Below are 17,349 nucleotides of genomic sequence, written 5' to 3' on the forward strand. Positions count from 1 at the left end.
CTAGGCCAGACCCTGTGGTCAAACGAACCGGATCAACAAACAGACGAAAGGAACGGAAGACGCGCTCGCCCGATTCTGATCGGTCATATTGATGGGAGCACGAACCGGGGGCGGCGAACCAACTTCAAGCCAGGCCCAAACCGGACGGAACAGCACGGCTCAACGACGGAACCGCGTGACTGAGCGCCATCTTACGCAAAATTGCCCGGTGCGTAAAGATGAGCCGAACGGCCCGTCGCCCGCACGCCGCAGCAGCTCCGCCCCCGCTTCAACGCAGGCCCGCGCCGCGCGCAAGGAACGCCCGCAAGCGCTCGACGCCCGCGTCGAGCCGCACCGGATCGCACGCGTAGCACCAGCGCACGAACCCTTCCCCTTCCGGGCCGAACGCGCGCCCCGGCGCCAGCCCAAGCCCGGCCTCGCGCACCAACGACTTGCAGAACGCGAGACTGTCGTCCGCGCCCGGCAGGCGCAGGAACAGGTACATCGCGCCCGGCGGAGGCGGCACATCGACGCCCGGCAACGTGCGCAGCGCGGCGACCAGGTGGTCGCGTGCGCCACGCAGCGCCGCAACGAACGAGTGCACGAACGATTCGCCGTCGCGCAGCGCGACTTCCCCCGCGGCCTGGATGAAACCCGGCGCACACGACGTGTTGTATTCGACCAGCTTCGACAAATCGCCCATGATCGACGCCGGCGCGACCAGCCATCCGAGCCGCCAGCCCGTCATCGCCCAGGCCTTCGAGAACGAATTCACGACGATGACCCGCTCGTCGCGCGACGCGATGTCGAGAAACGACGGCGCGCCGTCCGCGCCGAACGCGAGCCGTTCGTACACCTCGTCGGAAACCACCCAGATGCCGTGACGCCGGCAATGCGCGAGCACGGCCCGCTGGTCGTCGCGGGACATCATCCAGCCGGTCGGATTGTTCGGCGAGTTCACGAACAGCATTCGCGTGCCGGGCGTCAGCGCCGCGAGCAGCCGGTCGATGTCGAGCCCCCAGCCCTCATCGCCATGGCGGAGCGGCATGCACTCGACCTGTGCACCGAGAATTTTCGGGATTTCAACGAGGTTCGGCCAGAGCGGCGTGACCGCGACGACACGATCGCCCGGACCGACCAGCAGCTGCGCGGCCAGCATCAGCGCGCTCACGCCCGAACTCGTCACGGCGATCGCATCGGCCGCGGTCGCGCCATGACGCGCGCTCACATAGGCCGCAATCGCGTTACGCAACGATACCGTGCCGAGGTTGTGCGTGTAGAAGGTTGCGCCGTCGCGCAGCGCCGCGGCAGCCGCGTCGCGAATGAATGCCGGCGTCACGCGATCGGATTCACCGAACCAGAATGGCAGCACGTCGGGCACGCCGAAGCCGGCGTTCGCGACTTCCCTGATCAGCGACGGACGCAGCGCGCGGACCGCGCTGCGTGCCGTCGGCTCGCCCGTCGCCGGGCCGACATCTGCGGAATACGTCATCGAGAACCGCCACCGAGGAACACGATCCGCGTAGTGTACCGGCGTGCGCGCCGGATCAGCACCCTCAGTCGAGATCTTCAGCCCGCGCCGGCATCTGGCGCACGAGTTCCCAGATCGCCTGCGCGGCCGGCGACAGCGACCGGTCGCGGCGGCGCACCAGCTCGACGGTGCGCTCGGTACGCGGCGTCAGCGGCCGCGCGACCAGCGACGATCCCGCCGGCAGCGGCAGCGACAGCCACGGCTGCACGCTCACGCCGACACCGGCCTCGACGAGCCCGAATACCGTCGCCGAATGCCCGAGCTCCTGCATGACCGTCGCGTTCACCCGATGGGCTGCCAGCGCGGCGTCGATCAATGGCCGGCTTCCGGACGCGTGGTCGAGCAGGACGAGGCGCTCGCCATCGAGCGCCGTCCAGGGCACCTCGGCCCGCGCCGCGAGCGGATGATCGGCGCGCGCGACCAGGCAGAACGAGTCGGTCATCAACGGTTCGCACACGAGATCGGCAACGGTGAGCGGCCCGATGACGACGCCGAAATCGACCTCGCTCGACTTCACCTTTCGCAGCACGTCGCTCTGCACGTCGTCGCGCAGGCCGAGCGTGACGAACGGAAACTGGCGCTCGCAGGCCGCGACGACGCGCGGCATCAGCCGGCACGCAATCGTCGGGCTCGCGGCGACGATCACGCGCCCCCGCCGCTGCTCGCCGATCTCGCGAATCTCGCGCAGCGTGTCGTCGAGATCGTCGATCAGGCGGGACACACTCGCGATCAGGTTCCCCCCGACGTCGGTCAACTGCACGTCGCGGGTCGTCCGGTCGATCAGCTTCAGCCCGAGCTCGGCCTCGAGTTCGCGCACGCAACGGCTGACCGCGGACTGCGTGAGTCCGATCTCGTCACCCGCGCGACTGAAGCTCCGGAGCCGCGCAACCTCGATGAATACGCGAAGCTGGCGCAGCGTAACGTTCATCCCCTCACCTCATCAATCGTCGATATCGATGCACGATTTTAATGCACGAAATCAGCGTCGATTGACGAATGCCGCACCGGCCGCACATGTTTCGCTGCGGTGCAATATCCACGGAAACGCACGTGGTGCGGGCGAATTGCACAAGATTGGTGATTGTCCTGATTTGCTGACGGGTTATTTTGGCGTCTTATACGCCCCTAGCTGACTTAGCCGTTAGCCCGCTGCCAAGCGGCTCTCGAGGGAATCGCCTCCGACATGGCACGCATCGTGCTTTACCTGACGCACAGGGCGCAGGTCGAGTCGGACGGAAGGCAGAAACGCCGCTGCCGGTCAACCGGACGCCCCCACCCGGCACTCGACACTCGAGTGCTTGAAGAGTGCGCGGCGCAGGGCAGCGCACCGGAGTTAGCTTCGCTGAGGTGAGGACATGATGCTGTTCGACGATTTGAGAGATAACGAGTGGGCGCTGGTCGAAGGTCTGTTTTGCTCGGAACCCGCACGCAGTGAACGGCGCGGCCGCCCCCGCGTGGAGGCCCGCTCGGTGGTAAACGCCGTGCTGTGGGTACTGTCGACCGGTGAAGGCTGGTCGAAGCTGCCGGGTCGCTATCCGTCGCCGCCGACCTGCCGCCGTCGCTTCGACGAATGGCAGGCGGACGGGACGCTCGCCGAAATCGTCAAGCGCCTCGGCACGAGCGGCCGCCAGATCTCGCTGCGCGGGCGCATCGGGGCAAGCGCGGCGAAGCCGCCTGCACCGCCGAGCCGCGACCGGTTGCGCGGCGCCTTCTGGACCAATCCGGAATCCTGGCGCGCCCCCGTGAAGATGGCGTAACGCATGCTCGATCGGGCGGCTTCGGCCGCCCGGTTTCTTTCGGCGCCACGCGCTTTGCGCGGCGCCCGCGTCGTCGTCGATTACCGCTGTCGCGCCGCGATACATCTATTTACTATTATTTACAGCAAGCCTGCACTCCCGCGCTTACCTTAGCGTCATATCAACAAGCCGCGCCGATGGCTTGAAGGGAGCCCCGCCATGAAAACAATGTCACTGCTCGTCGCATGCGGCATTGTCATTTCGCTGGCGCTGACCGCCCCCGCTCACGCCGACGATCGCGCGAAGCCGCCCCACCGCCAGCAGGATCACCGAAACACCCTTCGCCAGCAACCGCCCGCCACGTCGCTCAATCGACAGACCGTGCCGCGCGGCGATTTGCGCGGCGACATCGCCAGCAACGCACGCGCGCGCATCGGCTCGCAGCCGACAGAGCTGCCGCGTCATCCGTAGTCCACAGGATTTCGTCAAAGAAAATTCCCGAATCCGGGAACTGCTCGACATACGACGAGTCACATCCGTTGCCATGAGCACAGCGTGGCAACAGCAAAAGTATCCGGTACGCCCGTATCCTCGCGATACGGGCTTTTTTTTGAATGCCGCCGACGACGGCGCGAGGTCAGGAGTGCGCCGCTACAGGCGGCTTTCGAGAATCGCCACGGCGCTCGCTTCGCTTAACGCGTAGTCGTCCATACGGCGATCGGTCCAGGAAAGTAATTTCTCGTCGCGCTCGAGGCGCGCGCATTCGGCCCGACCACTATCGGTCAGCACCGCGATGTCGACCGGCGCATGGAAACCGGGCGCGGGGGCAACCGTCTTCTGCCTGACCGTGTCCATCAGCCCCAGCGACCGAAGATACTCGAACACGCCCGGGCGGCGCGCCCACGGTACCTGGCGGTACTGCACTCGTCTCAATGCGTCGAGCACCGCTTCGTTGGAATACGTGGCCATCTCGATTCTTTCTTAAAGTGCAGCGACAATGCGAAGCGGCGCGCCGGGCGGGAGCTCCACCCGCCGATACCGCCACCGATTCTGGGGGCCGACGTTCGGCGTCGCGTCAGGGCCGGATCGTCAGCCGTCCATAAAAAGACACCATACCCCAATCAAATTGATTCTGTTCGATTCATTTGTACTTCTCTTCATCGGTTTCATGCTCTTCCGCAAGCGGCGGAGACTCATCGCGATCGCCAGCGTCGCGCTGCTCTGGCTGCTCGCGACAGGCTGGCTCACCGCGCCACTCATCGCATGGACCGAGGCGGGCGTGACGCCGGTCGAGCGCCCCGACATGCACGGCCGCACCACACTGATCATCATCGGCATCGGCACACGGCGCAGCGACACCGGCCTGCGGCCGCCGCCCGACGGCGAAGCACGCATCCGCACGACCGCGGCGCTCTATCGCACGTGCCGCGAGCAGGCCACCCGCTGCACCGTGGTGATGTCGGGCGGCGACCCTCAACATCACGGCGAAACCGAGGCGGCCGTCTACGGGCGCCGCCTGATCGCGGAAGGCGTCGCTCCCGGCGACCTCGTTCTCGAGCCGGACAGCCGTACCACCTACGAAAATGCGAAATTCACCGCTTCTATACTACGCTCACAACATGACGACTCGCGCATTCTCGTCGCATCGTCCTACCAGATGCGTCGCGCATTGCTCGATTTCCGCCGCTTCGGCATCGATCCGCAGCCCGTTTATTCCAATCGCCGGCGCGCGCAAACGGGCTGGCTGCCCCGCTGGCACAACCTGGAAGACGCGAATCAGGCATTGCACGAGCTGATCGGCATCGCGCAGTTCCACGTCTACCGGTGGCTCGGCTGGTTTTGATGGCGACGCGTGCAGCGAACGCGAAAACGACTGCGCCGCGCGGGATGGCATGCGCATGACGGAATGCACGAAGTGTTGCGCGACTTCAACGGGGCCTTGCGCTGCACACCGATCCGGTGCACATTGATCCGTCACTTTTGTTACACTCGACACGCACTCGATTGCAGTCGCCAGACAAAACGGCAACATTCGGGTTCATCACCACTTAGCGGAGGTAAAGCAATGAAGAAGACGTCCCTGGCTATTCTGGTCGCGATGTCGGCGCTGACTGGCGCAGCGTATGCGCAAGAGAGCACGCAAATCCAGACCATCACCGACCCGGCCAAGATCGCCGAGATCGAGCAGCGCGCACAGGCACTGCAACAGCAGCAAGCAGCCGAGGCTGCACAGCCGGCGATGCAGGAAGAGCACCACGGCAAGAAGGCTGCTCACCACAAGGCAGCGAAGAAGGCTGGCAAGAAGGCCGCCAAGGCCGCTCCGGCAGACGCTGCCAGCCAGTAAGTTCGGCGGCACCGCACAAGCGAAAAGCCGAATCCGGGCAACCGGGTTCGGCTTTTTTTGGTTGCGGCGCCTGCGCGCTGTGCTAAAGTCGCGCACCGAAATTTTCCACCCGTGCGCACCCCGGTGCGGAGGACAGCATGAGCAACATTCAACTCGACATCGAGTGGACCGACGCAGCCACTCGCAAGATCAAGCAACTGATGCCGCGCGGCTCGGACGACGCCTTCCTCGCGCTGCCGCCGATCGAGTGCCTGCCGATGGAGGGCGACGTAATTTTCCTCGGTCCGCAAGGCAAGCAGCAACCGTTTATCGTCGCCGAACGTCAGTATCACCACGACGGCGACGCCGACTGGACGATCATCCTGATTCTCGACGTACCCAGCGCGTCGCACTGACGCGCCGCGGCGGCCGGCAACGCGTCCGGCCGCACCAGCCTGCTCATGCGGGCTTCGACAGCACGCGGATTCCGGACCGATCAACTCAGTGCGCGGCATGCGCATGCACAGCCAAAGCCACCCGGCCGTCCCGGCGCACGGCGAATCGCGCCAGCTCCCCACTCAGAAAAGATTGCGAATCAGCGAATCCAGCACGCGCCGGATCGCCATGTGTCGCATTGCGGCTCCACCAAAAAAATTGCCCGCGCTTCAGAAGAAGCGCGGGCGAAACCGTCGCCCTACGAGGATAGGCGACGGGGCCATCGAGATCCGCGCGAGGCGCGGATCGTCATCGGTTACGCCAACGCTCGCAGCGCCGGCATCTGAGACGTCGAAACCGTTGATCAGGCGCTCGCGACGCCTGCCCGGTCTCTGACGCCATCCTCCCTGTCCTAACGATTCGCACTTATAAAGCAGTTTGCGTGCCAGGCGCACTTTCGAAAGCATGCCATTGATCCATAAGGATATTTTCCGAGGTCACGGTGATGTAACACCCGTTCTTCCGCCGTAACGCACGAATGTTACGTAACGTCACGACGGAGGGGCGCGAACGTCCCGCACACGCCAGAATCGGCAGTCGCGCGCGACCATGAAAAAAGCCCGCCGGAAGGCGGGCTTTTTCGAAGAGCGGGAGCGTACCGCGATCAGCGCAGCTGATTCACGAGCAGCCCCATGATCTGCCGGGCCGGCCCCGACGTATCGATCGCACCCGAGTCGTCGACGATTGCCACACGCGTCTGGTCGGGCGTCAGCGCCTTCACGTTGATGCGATACTGCTTCGCCTGTTTTTCCTTCTTGCCGTGGAACAGCTGGCTCCAGAAGCCCTGCTCGGCCGAGCTCAGATCCTTCGGATCGACATAACGCACGAAATACAGCCCCTTCGTGCGATCGCGATCGTCGACGGTGAAATTCGCACGATCGAGTGCGAGGCCGACATGCAGCCACGACCGGTCGTACGGCTCGCCGAGCGTGACCTCGGACGGCACCGCGGCCGAATCGACGTCGTTCGCTTGCGACGACGTACGCGCGACGTTCTGCGCAGCGATCGCCGCGGCGGCGGCCTTCGATGCGTCGGTATCCGCCTTTTTGTCCTTCGGCACCGTGTTGTCGTTGATGTTCGCGATCGGCGGCTCACCGTTCTTCGCGCGCTGCTCGTTCTGTGCGAGCACCGCCATCAGCCGCTTCAGGTATTCGGTCTCGAGCGCCGGATCGTTGGGTTTCGCTTCCCACTTGCTCGAATCGTTGTTCGCGCCGGTGATCGCCTCGCGCATGCCCTTCTGGCTAATGAACACGTAGGTGCCGCCGTTCGGCGCCGAATCGAGGCGGGTGCGGTACTTGTTGCGCTCGGCCGTCACGTACGAATTGCCCATCGCCTTGGAGATCACGCTGCGGATCAGGCCGTCGTTGATCTGCGGATGGGTTTCGTTCCAGTCGGTTTCCATCACGCCTTTATCGCGCTGGTCGACGACGAGCAGGAAGCCCTGCTCCTGCCAGAAACGGCGAACTTGCGGCCAGATGTCGGCGGGTTTCTTGCCGTCGATCACGAGCCAGCTCTCGGTGCCGTCGCGCTGAATATGCATGCCGGCCACGGCGGGCGCGACGGTGTCCGTCGTGGGCGCCGCGTGCTGGACCTGCTGAAGTGCGGACAGGGAAGTCGCACCGCCCTGTGGCGGCAGCGAACGCTGATCGGCCGTCTCGTCGAGCATGTTGGGCGGCACTGCGAGCGACGCTTCCTTCGATTTGGAATCGCTCTTGTAGTCCACTTTCGTGGGCGACGACGTACCGCAACCGGCAACGAGCGCGCCGGTGGCGAGCACTGCAGCGAACCGCATGGTAAGACGAAGATCAGTCATGTTCGGGGAATCCTCTTCCGCTAAATCACGGCGCTTTCCGTGGATCAACCTTGCATTTTACCGGGGCCGCGCCGGGATGTGCAAAAAAGCGACCGGCAAGAAAAAACCCGCGTCAGCTTGAACTGACGCGGGTTCTTTGTCTGGTCGGGGCGAGAGGATTTGAACCTCCGACCACCTGCACCCCATGCAGGTACGCTACCAGGCTGCGCTACGCCCCGAAAGAAAAAAATTATAACAGACAGTTGGCCGCTTTAGAACGGGTCGCATGCATTTTGTGCATGTTCCTGCGAAATTTTTTGCGACATGACCCAACGGAGCAAGCCGGCTTCGACACGGGCGGCAACGCGCATCCGGCTATACCACGGTCCGGCCATGCGATCCGCCCCATGCTCACGGCCGGTGCGCGACACAGATGACCGTGAGGCCCGCCATCCGATTGAATCGGAACATCGGCAACTCGGCCCGGCAGATCAGCTTGAGCAAACCGTTGACGACCGGATGGTGTCGGCGCAACTGCGACGCCGGTTCGCGCGGTTGCCGACGCACCCGCTCGCTCAGTCGCAATGCCGCCGCGAGCGGGAACGTGAGGCCGAAGTAGTAGGCGCCGCGCTCGACCTCCAGCCCCGCACGACGCGCGACATCTTCGAGACCGTCGAGCGTATACCTGCGCTTGTGCTCGAGAAAATCGTCATGCGCGCTCCAGAGGAACTGAAACGCGGGAACCGTGATCAGGAACCGGCTGCCCTTCGGCGCACCCGCCACGTAGCGGGCAAGCAACCCGACATCGTCGTCGACGTGCTCGAGGACATCCATCAGCAACACGAGATCGGCATCAAACCGATCGACGGCCCGGCGAAAATGGACGGGCTTGCCGGCCGCCTCCCCGTCGGTGTCGTCGGTGTAGCTCGTATCGACACACCATGCTTCCGTCGCCTGCGTGCGCTCGAGCAAATGCTTCGAAAAGAAACCCGAGCCGGCACCGACGTCGAGTATGCGGTTCGCGTCCGACGTGCCCAGAAACCGACGGATCGCGCTCGCCTTCGACGCGTAGTACCAGTGATCGCCTACATCCGCTCCCAATACGTCGAGCTCCTTCAGATCCATGACGCCTCCCCCGTGTCGGCCACCATGCTTTGATCCATCCAGCCACTGACGCCGATCTTACCGCGTCGCCGCCGTCGCACGTACGGCAAGTTGCGCGATTCGCACGGGCAACCTGTGTCGCGCCTTAATCGAAAAGGACGATGGCCGATTCGTCGCGGATCGCTACCGTGCGCTTGGCCGGTGCGAGATCAACGCGCACGGCACATCGTCCGACTGCATGCAGATCGATATGGCACGTCTCCGCTTCGCCGCGCTGCGCGGCACGCCGGCGGCGGCGGTTTCGATCGCAACGGCGGTCGCGACGTCCCGTCACCGTCTCAGACAAAGGCCAGTGAATGACTCAGAAAAGCGACATTTCCCGTCGACACTTTCTCCGGCTGGGTGCCGGCACGATTGGCATCATGCTGGGAGGCACGCCTCTTCTGTCCGCGTGCGGCGGCGATTCGATCGCGGTCGCCCCCGTCACGACGCCCAGGCTCGGTTCGGCAGCGAACTTTCGTGACACCGGAGGACCGGACGGAGCGGGCTATGCCACCGCGAGTGGTGCAGCGATGAAGAAAGGCGCGATCTACCGGTCGTCCGCGCTCGCGCTGTCGGCGGCCGACCTCGCAACGGTCGATACGCTCGGCATCACGCACGTATGCGACCTGCGCACGACCGCGGAGATCCACGCGCAGCCGGATGCGCCATTGGCCGGCGCCACCTGGCAGAACCTCAGCGTGCTCGGCGTCGCCAGTATCGGTGCGCTCCCGACCGACGGTGCGACTGCCGCGGCCTTCATGCAAAGCATGTATCGGGCGTTCGTGACGTCGGAAACGGCACGGATGAGTTACCACACGCTATTCGCCGGCTTTGCCGCGTCCGGTGGCAATCTGGTCTTCCACTGCACGGCCGGCAAGGATCGCACCGGCTGGGCGACGGCCATTCTGCACACGATCCTCGGTGTCCCCCTGCAGACGATCCTCGCCGACTATCTGCTGACCAACGTCTACAGCGCGTCGGAGATCGCCGCTTATGTCGCACAGGCGCGCAAAAGCGGCGGGCAGGATGCGGCCGACATGATGGCCGCGTTGCAGAGCGCGCAAGCGACCTATCTGCAGGCGGCATTCGACCAGGTTGTCGCATCGTACGGCTCGATGACGTCGTACATCGAAAACGGCCTGCAGCTGGACCAGACGACGCAGAATGCAATCCGGCGGAGCATGCTGGTCTGATCGGTCGTGCAGGCGGCGAAAGCACTGGCGCGTCAGCCACTCCCGCCTGCCCCCCGGATCGGACATCGCCTTCATCCGGCATGTCACTCCGCGCCAGCCAACGCCGACGCCGGGTTTGCCGATCCGGCGCAACGCGCGCCCCCGCCTCGACCGCAAAACCAAACGACCGTTTGATCTTTCTGCTCCGCCGCCGCGAATCCATTGTCCCGTCGCGCGCCGGCCGGTCCTGCCCGGACGCTCGCTGTTTGGTTACGCCGCTCTAGCGCGCTATGCCACACTGCACGGCATCGACGTCCGCGCCGCGCATCGGCCGTGCGCCCTCGCCGATCACGACAAGACATGGAGACAGACGATGCGGAATGCGGTCCGGCGCGGCCATCGCACGCCTTTGGCATTTCTCGACTGGATGGCCGGCTCGCGACGCGCGGCCGCGCCGGTTTCACCGGGCGCCTCTCGTGCGCTCGGCTGCGGCGCGCTTGCGCTCGCGCTGCTCTGCGCCGGCTGTGCGGAACCGGCCGCGCAGCGCGACGGCAACACGTCCGTCGCATCGACGAAGATCGAGCGCACCAAGGCCGAACGCCTCGCCCGCGAACAGCAGATCGCGCGCACGGTGCCGTCGCTCGCGTCGCTCAGCCTCACTCAGCCGCGCCCGTTCACGCTGCGCGACTCGGGCCAGAACGGTGCGATGACGTTCCTGCGCGACGTCGATTTCCGCATCGTCAACAACCTCGGCTTCTTCATCCATCAACTGTCCGCGACACTCGTGCCGACGCAGGCCGGCGCACCGATCGTGTTCGACGATCCGACGAGTTTCGAAATCGACGTGCACGAAGGCACGGTCACGCTCGACAACGCGAAGCTGACCGCCCTCTTCAACACGTACATCTTCGGTTACCGCAACGCGCCGCTGCGCAGGCTCGCGGTGTCGGCAGGCGACGGCGTGATCCATCTGCAGGGCGAGATGCAGCGCGACGGCTGGGTGCCGTTCTCGCTGACCGGCACGCTCACGATCCGCGACGGCAGCCAGCTCGTATTCCACCCGACCGGCGTGCGCGTATCGGGCATCAACGCGCAGCCGGTGATGCGCGCGGCCAACGTGAAGATGGCCGATCTGCTGAAGGTCGAGACGCCGATCGCGCGGCTCGCCGGCGACGACCTCGTGATGTCGGTCGACAAGCTGATGCCGCCGCCACGGCTGAAGATCAGGATCACCGCGCTGCGCGTGACGCCGGCCGGCCTCGACCTGACGCTCGACGACGGCTCGCACGCCGGCTTCGCGCTGCCCGCGAACGCGCCGCAACAGGCGATGTACATCCGCGGCGGCGACGTGAAGTTCATGCGCTCGATGCCGATGAACGCGGACATCCTGATCGGCCCCGTCGATCCGACCAAGCGTGACCAGCATTTCGTGTTCGACCTGTATCACTATCGCGACCAGGTATCGGCCGGCTATTTTAATTTCGACGAAAGCGGCGCGATGGCGATCCGGATGCCGTCGTACGCGGGCCCCGCGAGCGGTGCCGCGCTCGGCAACGCGGCCGCTCGCCTGAACGACAGCTTCCTCGCCGCGCAGCAGACCGCGTTGCACGACTCGCGCCAGCACTGGGAAGCGTTTGCACTCGCGGCCGGCACGGCGCAGCCCGGCATGCAGAAAGTTGCGATGCGGCGCTCGTCGGCCATCCCGTTCAACGAACGGCACGTGTCGAACCGCAACCCGACGATCCATCTGCACAATGTCGACTTCAACCTGTCCGGCGACATCGGCTTCCATGTCGAGGATCTCGACGTCCAGCTCGTCGCGAAACGGCCGGGCGAACCGGTCGACCTCGACGATCCGAACCAGTACGACATCCGCATCCTCGGCGGGACGGTCGTCGAATCGTGGAAGGCGATGTCGGCGCTCTTCAACAACTACCTGCTCGACTACTCGCCGCGCTCGCTGAACGACCTGCAGTTGAGCGCGGACGGTCAGGACCTGCACGTCCAGGGCGGCATCAAGCTCTGGAATCACGTGCCCGGCGTGTGGCTGCCGACCGACATGAAGGGCTCGCTTTCGGTGCTCGACGACCGGCACCTCGCGTTCCGGCCGTCGCAGGTATCGGTGCTCGGCATCCCGCAGGCGAAGCTGCTTCGCTCGCTCGGCATCGAGCTCGCGTCGTTGACGCCGCTGCAGCGCCGCGGCGCGGAACTGCGCGGCGACACGCTCGTGCTCGACCAGTACACCGTCTTTCCGCCGCCGGTGCTGAACGGCAAGCTCGGCCAGGCTACGGTCGAACGCGACGGACTGCGCCTCACGTTCCGGCGCGTTGCCGACGCACCCACGCCGAAGCGGCCGCAGATCGACGCGCCGAGCTACATGTGGATGGAAGGCGGCGACATGAAGATGTTCAACGTGCTGGAACTGAACGTGCGCGCGCTGATCCGGAACTCGGCCGAGACAGGCCCGATGCGCTTCGACCTGTACAGCTACCGCAGCCAGGTCGCGCAAGGCTCGGTGCGGATGCTGCCGGACGGCACGCTGGTCGTCGACATGGGCAAGCCGAATCCGCTCGCATCGCGCTGATCCGGGCAGGCACGCGCGCATGAAAAAAGCCCGGTGGCGATTCGCCAACCGGGCTTCGTGTCGATCCGAGCGTCGCGCTCAGTCGTGCTTCAGTCCGTCGATCACGTCGAGGAGCGCCTGCCGCAGCGCGATCACGTCGACCGTTGCCCCCGGCTTGCCCGATACACGCGCATCGGCGGCCTGCACGTCGGGCTCGACCGGCGCGCCTGCAGCACGCTCGCCGGCCGGTGAATCGAGCCGGTTGCGCGCCCCGTTGATCGTGAACCCCTGTTCGTACAGCAACTCGCGAATCCGCCGGATCAGCAGCACTTCGTGGTGCTGGTAGTACCGGCGATTGCCACGTCGCTTCACCGGTCGCAACTGCGTGAATTCCTGCTCCCAGTAACGCAGAACGTGCGGCTTGACCCCGCACAGCTCACTGACTTCACCGATCGTGAAGTAGCGCTTCGCGGGAATCGGAGGCAAGACGACTTTCTCAACCGTAGTGGTCATCGTCGGTTAACCGTCGGTAAAGGGTGCGCGGCGGCCGCGCGGAGACGTCGGCGCGCGGGCGTTACTCCGCGCCGTTTTCGACCAGCGCCTTCAGCTTCTGGCTCGCGTGGAAGGTTACCACCCGGCGAGCCGCGATCGGAATCGCCTCGCCCGTCTTCGGATTGCGGCCCGGACGCTGCGGCTTGTCGCGCAACTGGAAGTTGCCGAACCCCGACAGCTTGACGCTTTCACCGTTTTCGAGCGCGTCGCGGATCACTTCGAAAAACGCCTCGACCATGTCCTTCGCTTCACGCTTGTTCAGCCCGACGCTGTCGAACAGCAGCTCCGCCAGTTCCGCTTTCGTCAGCGTCGGCGTCTCGGTGGACGCCGGCGCCGAAGCGTCGCGGTTCATGGCACTGCGTTGCGCCGTCAGGAGGGCTTCGAATTCACTCGAGGTCATGTCGTTCATATCTGCCATACAGCGCGTTAAACCAAAACTCACGATGGGGAAGCGCCGCCCTCGAACGGACGGCCCCTCTCCTTAGCCGCGCAGGCGGGCACCAGCACGAGCCATCCGCTCGACCAGCGTCTGGATCGCCTGATCGACGACCTCGTCCTGCAGCGTGCCGGCCGCGTCCTGCAGCGTCACGCGGAAGGCAAGGCTCTTCTCGTGCGCGGCGAGACCACCGGAAGTATTTGATTTTGCACGAAATTCGTCGAAGAGTACAACCTTCTGAACGAATCGGCAGGCGTCTTCGGCCAGCGCCTTCTTCATTTCGTCGAAAAGCGCCTGAACCTCGACCGCCTGATCGACCACGACGGCGATATCGCGCCGCACTGGCGGGAATTTCGACACGTCGGTCGGCGCCGGCAGCGCACGTGCGATCAGCGCATCCGCGTCGATTTCGAACATCACCGGCGCGTGCGGCAGCTCGTACTTCTGCATCAGACGCGGATGGAGTTCGCCGATCCAGCCGACCGCGCGGCCATCGACCTCGATGCGCGCGCTGCGGCCCGGATGGAGGGCCGGATGCTCGGCCTTCACGAAGCGCGCGGCGGCCGGCGCGAGCAGCGCCTCGAGATCGCCCTTCACGTCGAAGAAATCGACTGCGCGGGTCGCGACGCCCCACTGCTCGTCGACCGCCGGGCCGTACGCGAGCGCGCCGACACGCTTCGGCTGCGTGTAGCCTTCGACGGTCAGTTCGCCGACCTTCACCGACGGATCGGCGAGGAACACGCGGCCCGTCTCGAACACGCGAACGCGATCCGCGCGGCGGTTCAGGTTGTGGCGCAGTACCGAGATCAGGCTGCCGAACAGCGTCGTACGCATCACCGACAGCTGGCTCGCGATCGGGTTCAGCAGGCGGATCGGGTTGTCGTTGCCGGCGAAGTCGTGCTCCCACTCCGCATCGACGAAGCTGAAGTTGACCGTTTCGGCGTAGTCGCGCGCCGCAAGCGCGTGACGGATGTCATGGATCGAACGCCGCGTCTCGTTGGTCGCGCGCATCTCGCTCGTCGCGACCGGCGGACGTGCCGGGATTTTCTCGAAGCCGTAGATGCGCGCCACTTCCTCGATCAGGTCTTCCTCGATCTCGATGTCGAAGCGGTGCGACGGCGGCGTGACCAGGAATGCGTCGTCGTCACGCTCGAACGGCAGGCGCAGGCGCGTGAAGATGTTGGCGATCTCGTCGGCGTCGATCTTCACGCCGATGATGCGGTTCGCGCGCGACACGCGCATCTTCACCGGCGCGCGCTGCGGCAGGTTCACTGCCTGGTCGTCGACCGGGCCGGCCTTGCCGCCGCAGATCTCGAGAATCAGCTGCGTGATGCGCTCGACGTGTTCGACGGTCGTCGCGTAGTCGACGCCGCGCTCGAAGCGATGGGCCGCATCGGTCGAGAAGTTGTACTTGCGCGCGCGGCCACGGATGCTGTCCGGCCACCAGAACGCGGCCTCCAGGTAAATGTTGGTCGTGTCGAGCGTGACGGCCGTGCTGTCGCCGCCCATGATGCCCGCGAGGCTTTCGACCTGACGGTCGTCCGCAATCACGCCGACCGTTTCGTCGAGCTCGACCGTATTGCCGTTCAGCAGCTTCAGCGACTCGCCGCGCTTGCCCCAGCGCACCTCGATACCGCCGTGGATCTTGTCCAGATCGAATACGTGCGACGGGCGGCCGAGTTCGAACATCACGTAGTTCGAGATGTCGACGAGCGCCGACACGCTGCGCTGGCCCGAACGCTCGAGGCGCTCGACCATCCATTGCGGGGTCTTCGCATGTGCGTTCACGCCGCGGATCACGCGACCCGAGAAGCGGCCGCACAGATCGGGGGCGGCGATGCGCACGGGCAGCGTTTCGTCGAGCTCGACGCGCACCGGACGGATGTCGACCGGCGTCAGCGGCGCGCCGGTGATCGCGGCCGTCTCGCGCGCGATGCCGAACACCGACAGGCAGTCGGCCTTGTTCGGCGTCAGCTTGATTTCGAAGATCGTGTCGTCGAGATTGAGCGTATCGCGGATGTCCTGGCCGACCGGCGTGTCTTCCGGCAGGATCAGCAGGCCGCTGTGGTCCTCGGACAGCTTCAGCTCACGCGCCGAGCACAGCATCCCCTGGCTCTCCACGCCGCGCAGCTTCGACAGCTTGATCGCGAACGGCTTGCCGCCCTCTTCCGCCGGCGGCAATTCCGCGCCGACCAGCGCGACCGGCACCTTGATGCCGGGCGCCACGTTCGGTGCGCCGCACACGATATTCAGCGTCGCGCCGGTGCCGGCGTCGACCTGGCAGACATTGAGCTTGTCCGCATCCGGATGCTTGACGACTTCGAGCACGCGGCCGACGACGATCTTCGACGTCGGCGGCGCAGCCTTGCTCAGCGATTCGACTTCGAGCCCCGCCATCGTCAGCGCGTGCGACAGTTCGTCGGTCGTCAGCTGCGGGTCGACAAAGGTTCTCAACCAGGATTCAGGGAATTGCATGGATGTCTACGTTCGAAACAGGTTAGATCGGCGCCCGGCCCCGTCGGAAACGTCCGGCGGGCATGCGCGGGCACATGGCGGCGCGGCGCGTGCGTTATGCGAACTGGCGCAGGAAACGCAGGTCGTTCTCGAAGAACAGCCGGAGATCCTGCACGCCGTAGCGCAGCATCGTCAGGCGCTCGAGGCCGCTGCCGAACGCAAAGCCGATGTAGCGCTCGGGATCGAGGCCCATGTTGCGGATCACGGTCGGATGCACCTGCCCCGAGCCCGAGATCTCGAGCCATTTGCCGGCGTTCTTGCCGTGCTCGAACATCATGTCGATCTCGGCCGACGGTTCCGTGAACGGGAAATACGACGGACGGAAGCGCACGAGGATGTCGTCGCGCTCGAAGAATTTCTTCAGGAAGTCGGTATAGACGCCCTTGAGGTCGGCGAAGCTGATGTTTTCGTCGATCCACAGCCCCTCGACCTGATTGAACATCGGCGAGTGGGTCGCATCGCTGTCGACGCGATACGTGCGGCCCGGTGCGATCACCTTGATCGGCGGGCGGTTCATGCGCGCGTAACGCACCTGCATCGGGCTCGTGTGCGTGCGCAGCAGCAGCTGGCGGCCGTCGGCGTCCTTGCCTTCGACGTAGAAGGTGTCCTGCATCGAACGCGCCGGATGGTTCTCCGGGCTGTTCAACGACGTGAAGTTGTACCAGTCGGTCTCGATTTCGGGACCGTCGGCCACGTCGAAGCCGATCGAGCGGAAAATCTGTTCGACGCGCTCCCACGTGCGCATCACGGGGTGCAGGCTGCCTGCACCAGCGCCGCGACCCGGCAGCGTGACGTCGATCGCCTCGGCGGCAAGGCGCTGGTTCAGCAGCGCATCGGCAAGCGCCTGGCGGCGTGCGGTCAGCGCGGCTTCCACCTGCTGCTTCACGACGTTGATGCGTGCGCCTTCGGTCTTGCGTGCTTCGGGATCGAGCTTGCCGAGGCCCTTGAGCAACTCGGTCAGCGCACCCGACTTGCCGAGAAATCGTGCTTTCTCGTTTTCGAGCGTGGTGATGTCGGCAGCCTGTTCAAAGGACTGCTGCGCGTCGGCGACAATCTGGTCCAGATCCATAGATCCCATCATTTCCAACGTCATTCGGTCTTGGCGAGCGA

15 protein-coding genes, 1 tRNA gene and 1 pseudogene are annotated in these 17,349 nt (G+C 65.2%); 7 read left to right on the forward strand and 10 right to left on the reverse strand.

Annotated elements, in window-relative coordinates:
* Nucleotides 1-268: 268 nt before the first annotated feature.
* Together WS45_RS20925 and WS45_RS20930 are read right to left on the reverse strand one after the other, a co-directional pair.
* Nucleotides 269-1,471, reverse strand: coding sequence for a pyridoxal phosphate-dependent aminotransferase (locus WS45_RS20925; RefSeq protein WP_059701469.1), 1,203 nt, complete (start codon nt 1,469-1,471; stop codon nt 269-271).
* A 64-nt stretch (nt 1,472-1,535) separates the two neighbouring features.
* Nucleotides 1,536-2,438 (reverse strand): LysR family transcriptional regulator, encoded by a 903-nt coding sequence (locus WS45_RS20930; protein WP_059691817.1) that lies wholly within the window; start codon nt 2,436-2,438, stop codon nt 1,536-1,538.
* A gap of 430 nt (nt 2,439-2,868) precedes the next feature.
* Here WS45_RS20930 and WS45_RS20935 point away from each other — a divergent pair.
* Nucleotides 2,869-3,264: pseudogene (locus WS45_RS20935) on the forward strand (transposase); the annotation flags it as partial.
* A gap of 201 nt (nt 3,265-3,465) precedes the next feature.
* On the forward strand, nt 3,466-3,717 hold the full coding sequence (locus WS45_RS36230) for a hypothetical protein (protein WP_059701471.1): 252 nt from the start codon (nt 3,466-3,468) through the stop codon (nt 3,715-3,717).
* A 180-nt stretch (nt 3,718-3,897) separates the two neighbouring features.
* On the opposite strand, the gene WS45_RS20945 is transcribed toward WS45_RS36230, so the two are convergent.
* Entirely contained in the window at nt 3,898-4,215 is a 318-nt protein-coding gene (locus WS45_RS20945) for a hypothetical protein (RefSeq protein ID WP_059510817.1), read from the reverse strand.
* A gap of 157 nt (nt 4,216-4,372) precedes the next feature.
* Here WS45_RS20945 and WS45_RS20950 point away from each other — a divergent pair, with 157 nt between their 5' ends.
* From WS45_RS20950 to WS45_RS20960, 3 genes are all read left to right on the forward strand, one after another.
* A complete protein-coding gene (locus tag WS45_RS20950; RefSeq protein ID WP_059533077.1) occupies nt 4,373-5,089 on the forward strand; it encodes a YdcF family protein in 717 nt (238 codons plus the stop codon).
* Nucleotides 5,090-5,311: 222 nt separating this feature from the next.
* Entirely contained in the window at nt 5,312-5,590 is a 279-nt protein-coding gene (locus tag WS45_RS20955) for a hypothetical protein (protein ID WP_059701473.1), read from the forward strand.
* A gap of 137 nt (nt 5,591-5,727) precedes the next feature.
* A complete protein-coding gene (locus WS45_RS20960; protein ID WP_059533081.1) occupies nt 5,728-5,985 on the forward strand; it encodes a hypothetical protein in 258 nt (85 codons plus the stop codon).
* A 683-nt stretch (nt 5,986-6,668) separates the two neighbouring features.
* On the opposite strand, the gene bamC is transcribed toward WS45_RS20960, so the two are convergent.
* From bamC to WS45_RS20975, 3 genes are all read right to left on the reverse strand, one after another.
* Nucleotides 6,669-7,877, reverse strand: coding sequence for an outer membrane protein assembly factor BamC (gene bamC, locus WS45_RS20965; protein WP_059701475.1), 1,209 nt, complete (start codon nt 7,875-7,877; stop codon nt 6,669-6,671).
* Between the two features lie 141 nt (nt 7,878-8,018).
* Nucleotides 8,019-8,095 (reverse strand) — tRNA-Pro (locus WS45_RS20970).
* Between the two features lie 172 nt (nt 8,096-8,267).
* Nucleotides 8,268-8,981 (reverse strand): methyltransferase domain-containing protein, encoded by a 714-nt coding sequence (locus tag WS45_RS20975; protein WP_059533085.1) that lies wholly within the window; start codon nt 8,979-8,981, stop codon nt 8,268-8,270.
* A gap of 401 nt (nt 8,982-9,382) precedes the next feature.
* Between WS45_RS20975 and WS45_RS20985 the strand changes: the two genes are divergently transcribed.
* On the forward strand, nt 9,383-10,195 hold the full coding sequence (locus WS45_RS20985) for a tyrosine-protein phosphatase (protein WP_257140571.1): 813 nt from the start codon (nt 9,383-9,385) through the stop codon (nt 10,193-10,195).
* A gap of 352 nt (nt 10,196-10,547) precedes the next feature.
* Nucleotides 10,548-12,758, forward strand: a complete 2,211-nt coding sequence (locus WS45_RS20990) for a hypothetical protein (RefSeq protein ID WP_059701480.1) — start codon at nt 10,548-10,550, stop codon at nt 12,756-12,758.
* A gap of 78 nt (nt 12,759-12,836) precedes the next feature.
* On the opposite strand, the gene WS45_RS20995 is transcribed toward WS45_RS20990, so the two are convergent.
* The 4 genes from WS45_RS20995 to pheS all read right to left on the reverse strand — a co-directional run bounded on the left by WS45_RS20995 (nt 12,837) and on the right by pheS (nt 17,308).
* The gene (locus WS45_RS20995) at nt 12,837-13,250 is read right to left on the reverse strand and encodes a MerR family transcriptional regulator (RefSeq protein ID WP_059701483.1); all 414 of its coding nucleotides are present in this window, start codon (nt 13,248-13,250) and stop codon (nt 12,837-12,839) included.
* A gap of 61 nt (nt 13,251-13,311) precedes the next feature.
* Nucleotides 13,312-13,698, reverse strand: a complete 387-nt coding sequence (locus WS45_RS21000) for an integration host factor subunit alpha (protein ID WP_006486093.1) — start codon at nt 13,696-13,698, stop codon at nt 13,312-13,314.
* Between the two features lie 72 nt (nt 13,699-13,770).
* Nucleotides 13,771-16,200, reverse strand: a complete 2,430-nt coding sequence (gene pheT / locus WS45_RS21005) for a phenylalanine--tRNA ligase subunit beta (protein WP_059691821.1) — start codon at nt 16,198-16,200, stop codon at nt 13,771-13,773.
* A gap of 94 nt (nt 16,201-16,294) precedes the next feature.
* Nucleotides 16,295-17,308 carry a phenylalanine--tRNA ligase subunit alpha gene (gene pheS, locus WS45_RS21010; RefSeq protein WP_014897235.1) on the reverse strand — a complete coding sequence of 338 codons (1,014 nt, stop codon included), beginning with the start codon at nt 17,306-17,308 and terminating at the stop codon, nt 16,295-16,297.
* Nucleotides 17,309-17,349 lie beyond the last annotated feature (41 nt).

Source organism: Burkholderia sp. RF2-non_BP3, assembly GCF_001522185.1.
GTDB classification, from domain to species: Bacteria; Pseudomonadota; Gammaproteobacteria; order Burkholderiales; family Burkholderiaceae; genus Burkholderia; species Burkholderia diffusa.

Coding starts and splice junctions, on each gene's coding strand:
- WS45_RS20990 (WP_059701480.1), top strand. CDS start 10,548: ATGCGGAATGCGGTCCGGCGCGGCCATCGCACGCCTTTGGCATTTCTC.
- WS45_RS20945 (WP_059510817.1), bottom strand. CDS start 4,215: ATGGCCACGTATTCCAACGAAGCGGTGCTCGACGCATTGAGACGAGTG.
- WS45_RS36230 (WP_059701471.1), top strand. CDS start 3,466: ATGAAAACAATGTCACTGCTCGTCGCATGCGGCATTGTCATTTCGCTG.
- WS45_RS20955 (WP_059701473.1), top strand. CDS start 5,312: ATGAAGAAGACGTCCCTGGCTATTCTGGTCGCGATGTCGGCGCTGACT.
- WS45_RS20985 (WP_257140571.1), top strand. CDS start 9,383: ATGCTGGGAGGCACGCCTCTTCTGTCCGCGTGCGGCGGCGATTCGATC.
- pheS (WP_014897235.1), bottom strand. CDS start 17,308: ATGGATCTGGACCAGATTGTCGCCGACGCGCAGCAGTCCTTTGAACAG.
- WS45_RS21000 (WP_006486093.1), bottom strand. CDS start 13,698: ATGAACGACATGACCTCGAGTGAATTCGAAGCCCTCCTGACGGCGCAA.
- WS45_RS20960 (WP_059533081.1), top strand. CDS start 5,728: ATGAGCAACATTCAACTCGACATCGAGTGGACCGACGCAGCCACTCGC.
- WS45_RS20995 (WP_059701483.1), bottom strand. CDS start 13,250: ATGACCACTACGGTTGAGAAAGTCGTCTTGCCTCCGATTCCCGCGAAG.
- WS45_RS20925 (WP_059701469.1), bottom strand. CDS start 1,471: ATGACGTATTCCGCAGATGTCGGCCCGGCGACGGGCGAGCCGACGGCA.
- WS45_RS20975 (WP_059533085.1), bottom strand. CDS start 8,981: ATGGATCTGAAGGAGCTCGACGTATTGGGAGCGGATGTAGGCGATCAC.
- pheT (WP_059691821.1), bottom strand. CDS start 16,200: ATGCAATTCCCTGAATCCTGGTTGAGAACCTTTGTCGACCCGCAGCTG.
- bamC (WP_059701475.1), bottom strand. CDS start 7,877: ATGACTGATCTTCGTCTTACCATGCGGTTCGCTGCAGTGCTCGCCACC.
- WS45_RS20930 (WP_059691817.1), bottom strand. CDS start 2,438: ATGAACGTTACGCTGCGCCAGCTTCGCGTATTCATCGAGGTTGCGCGG.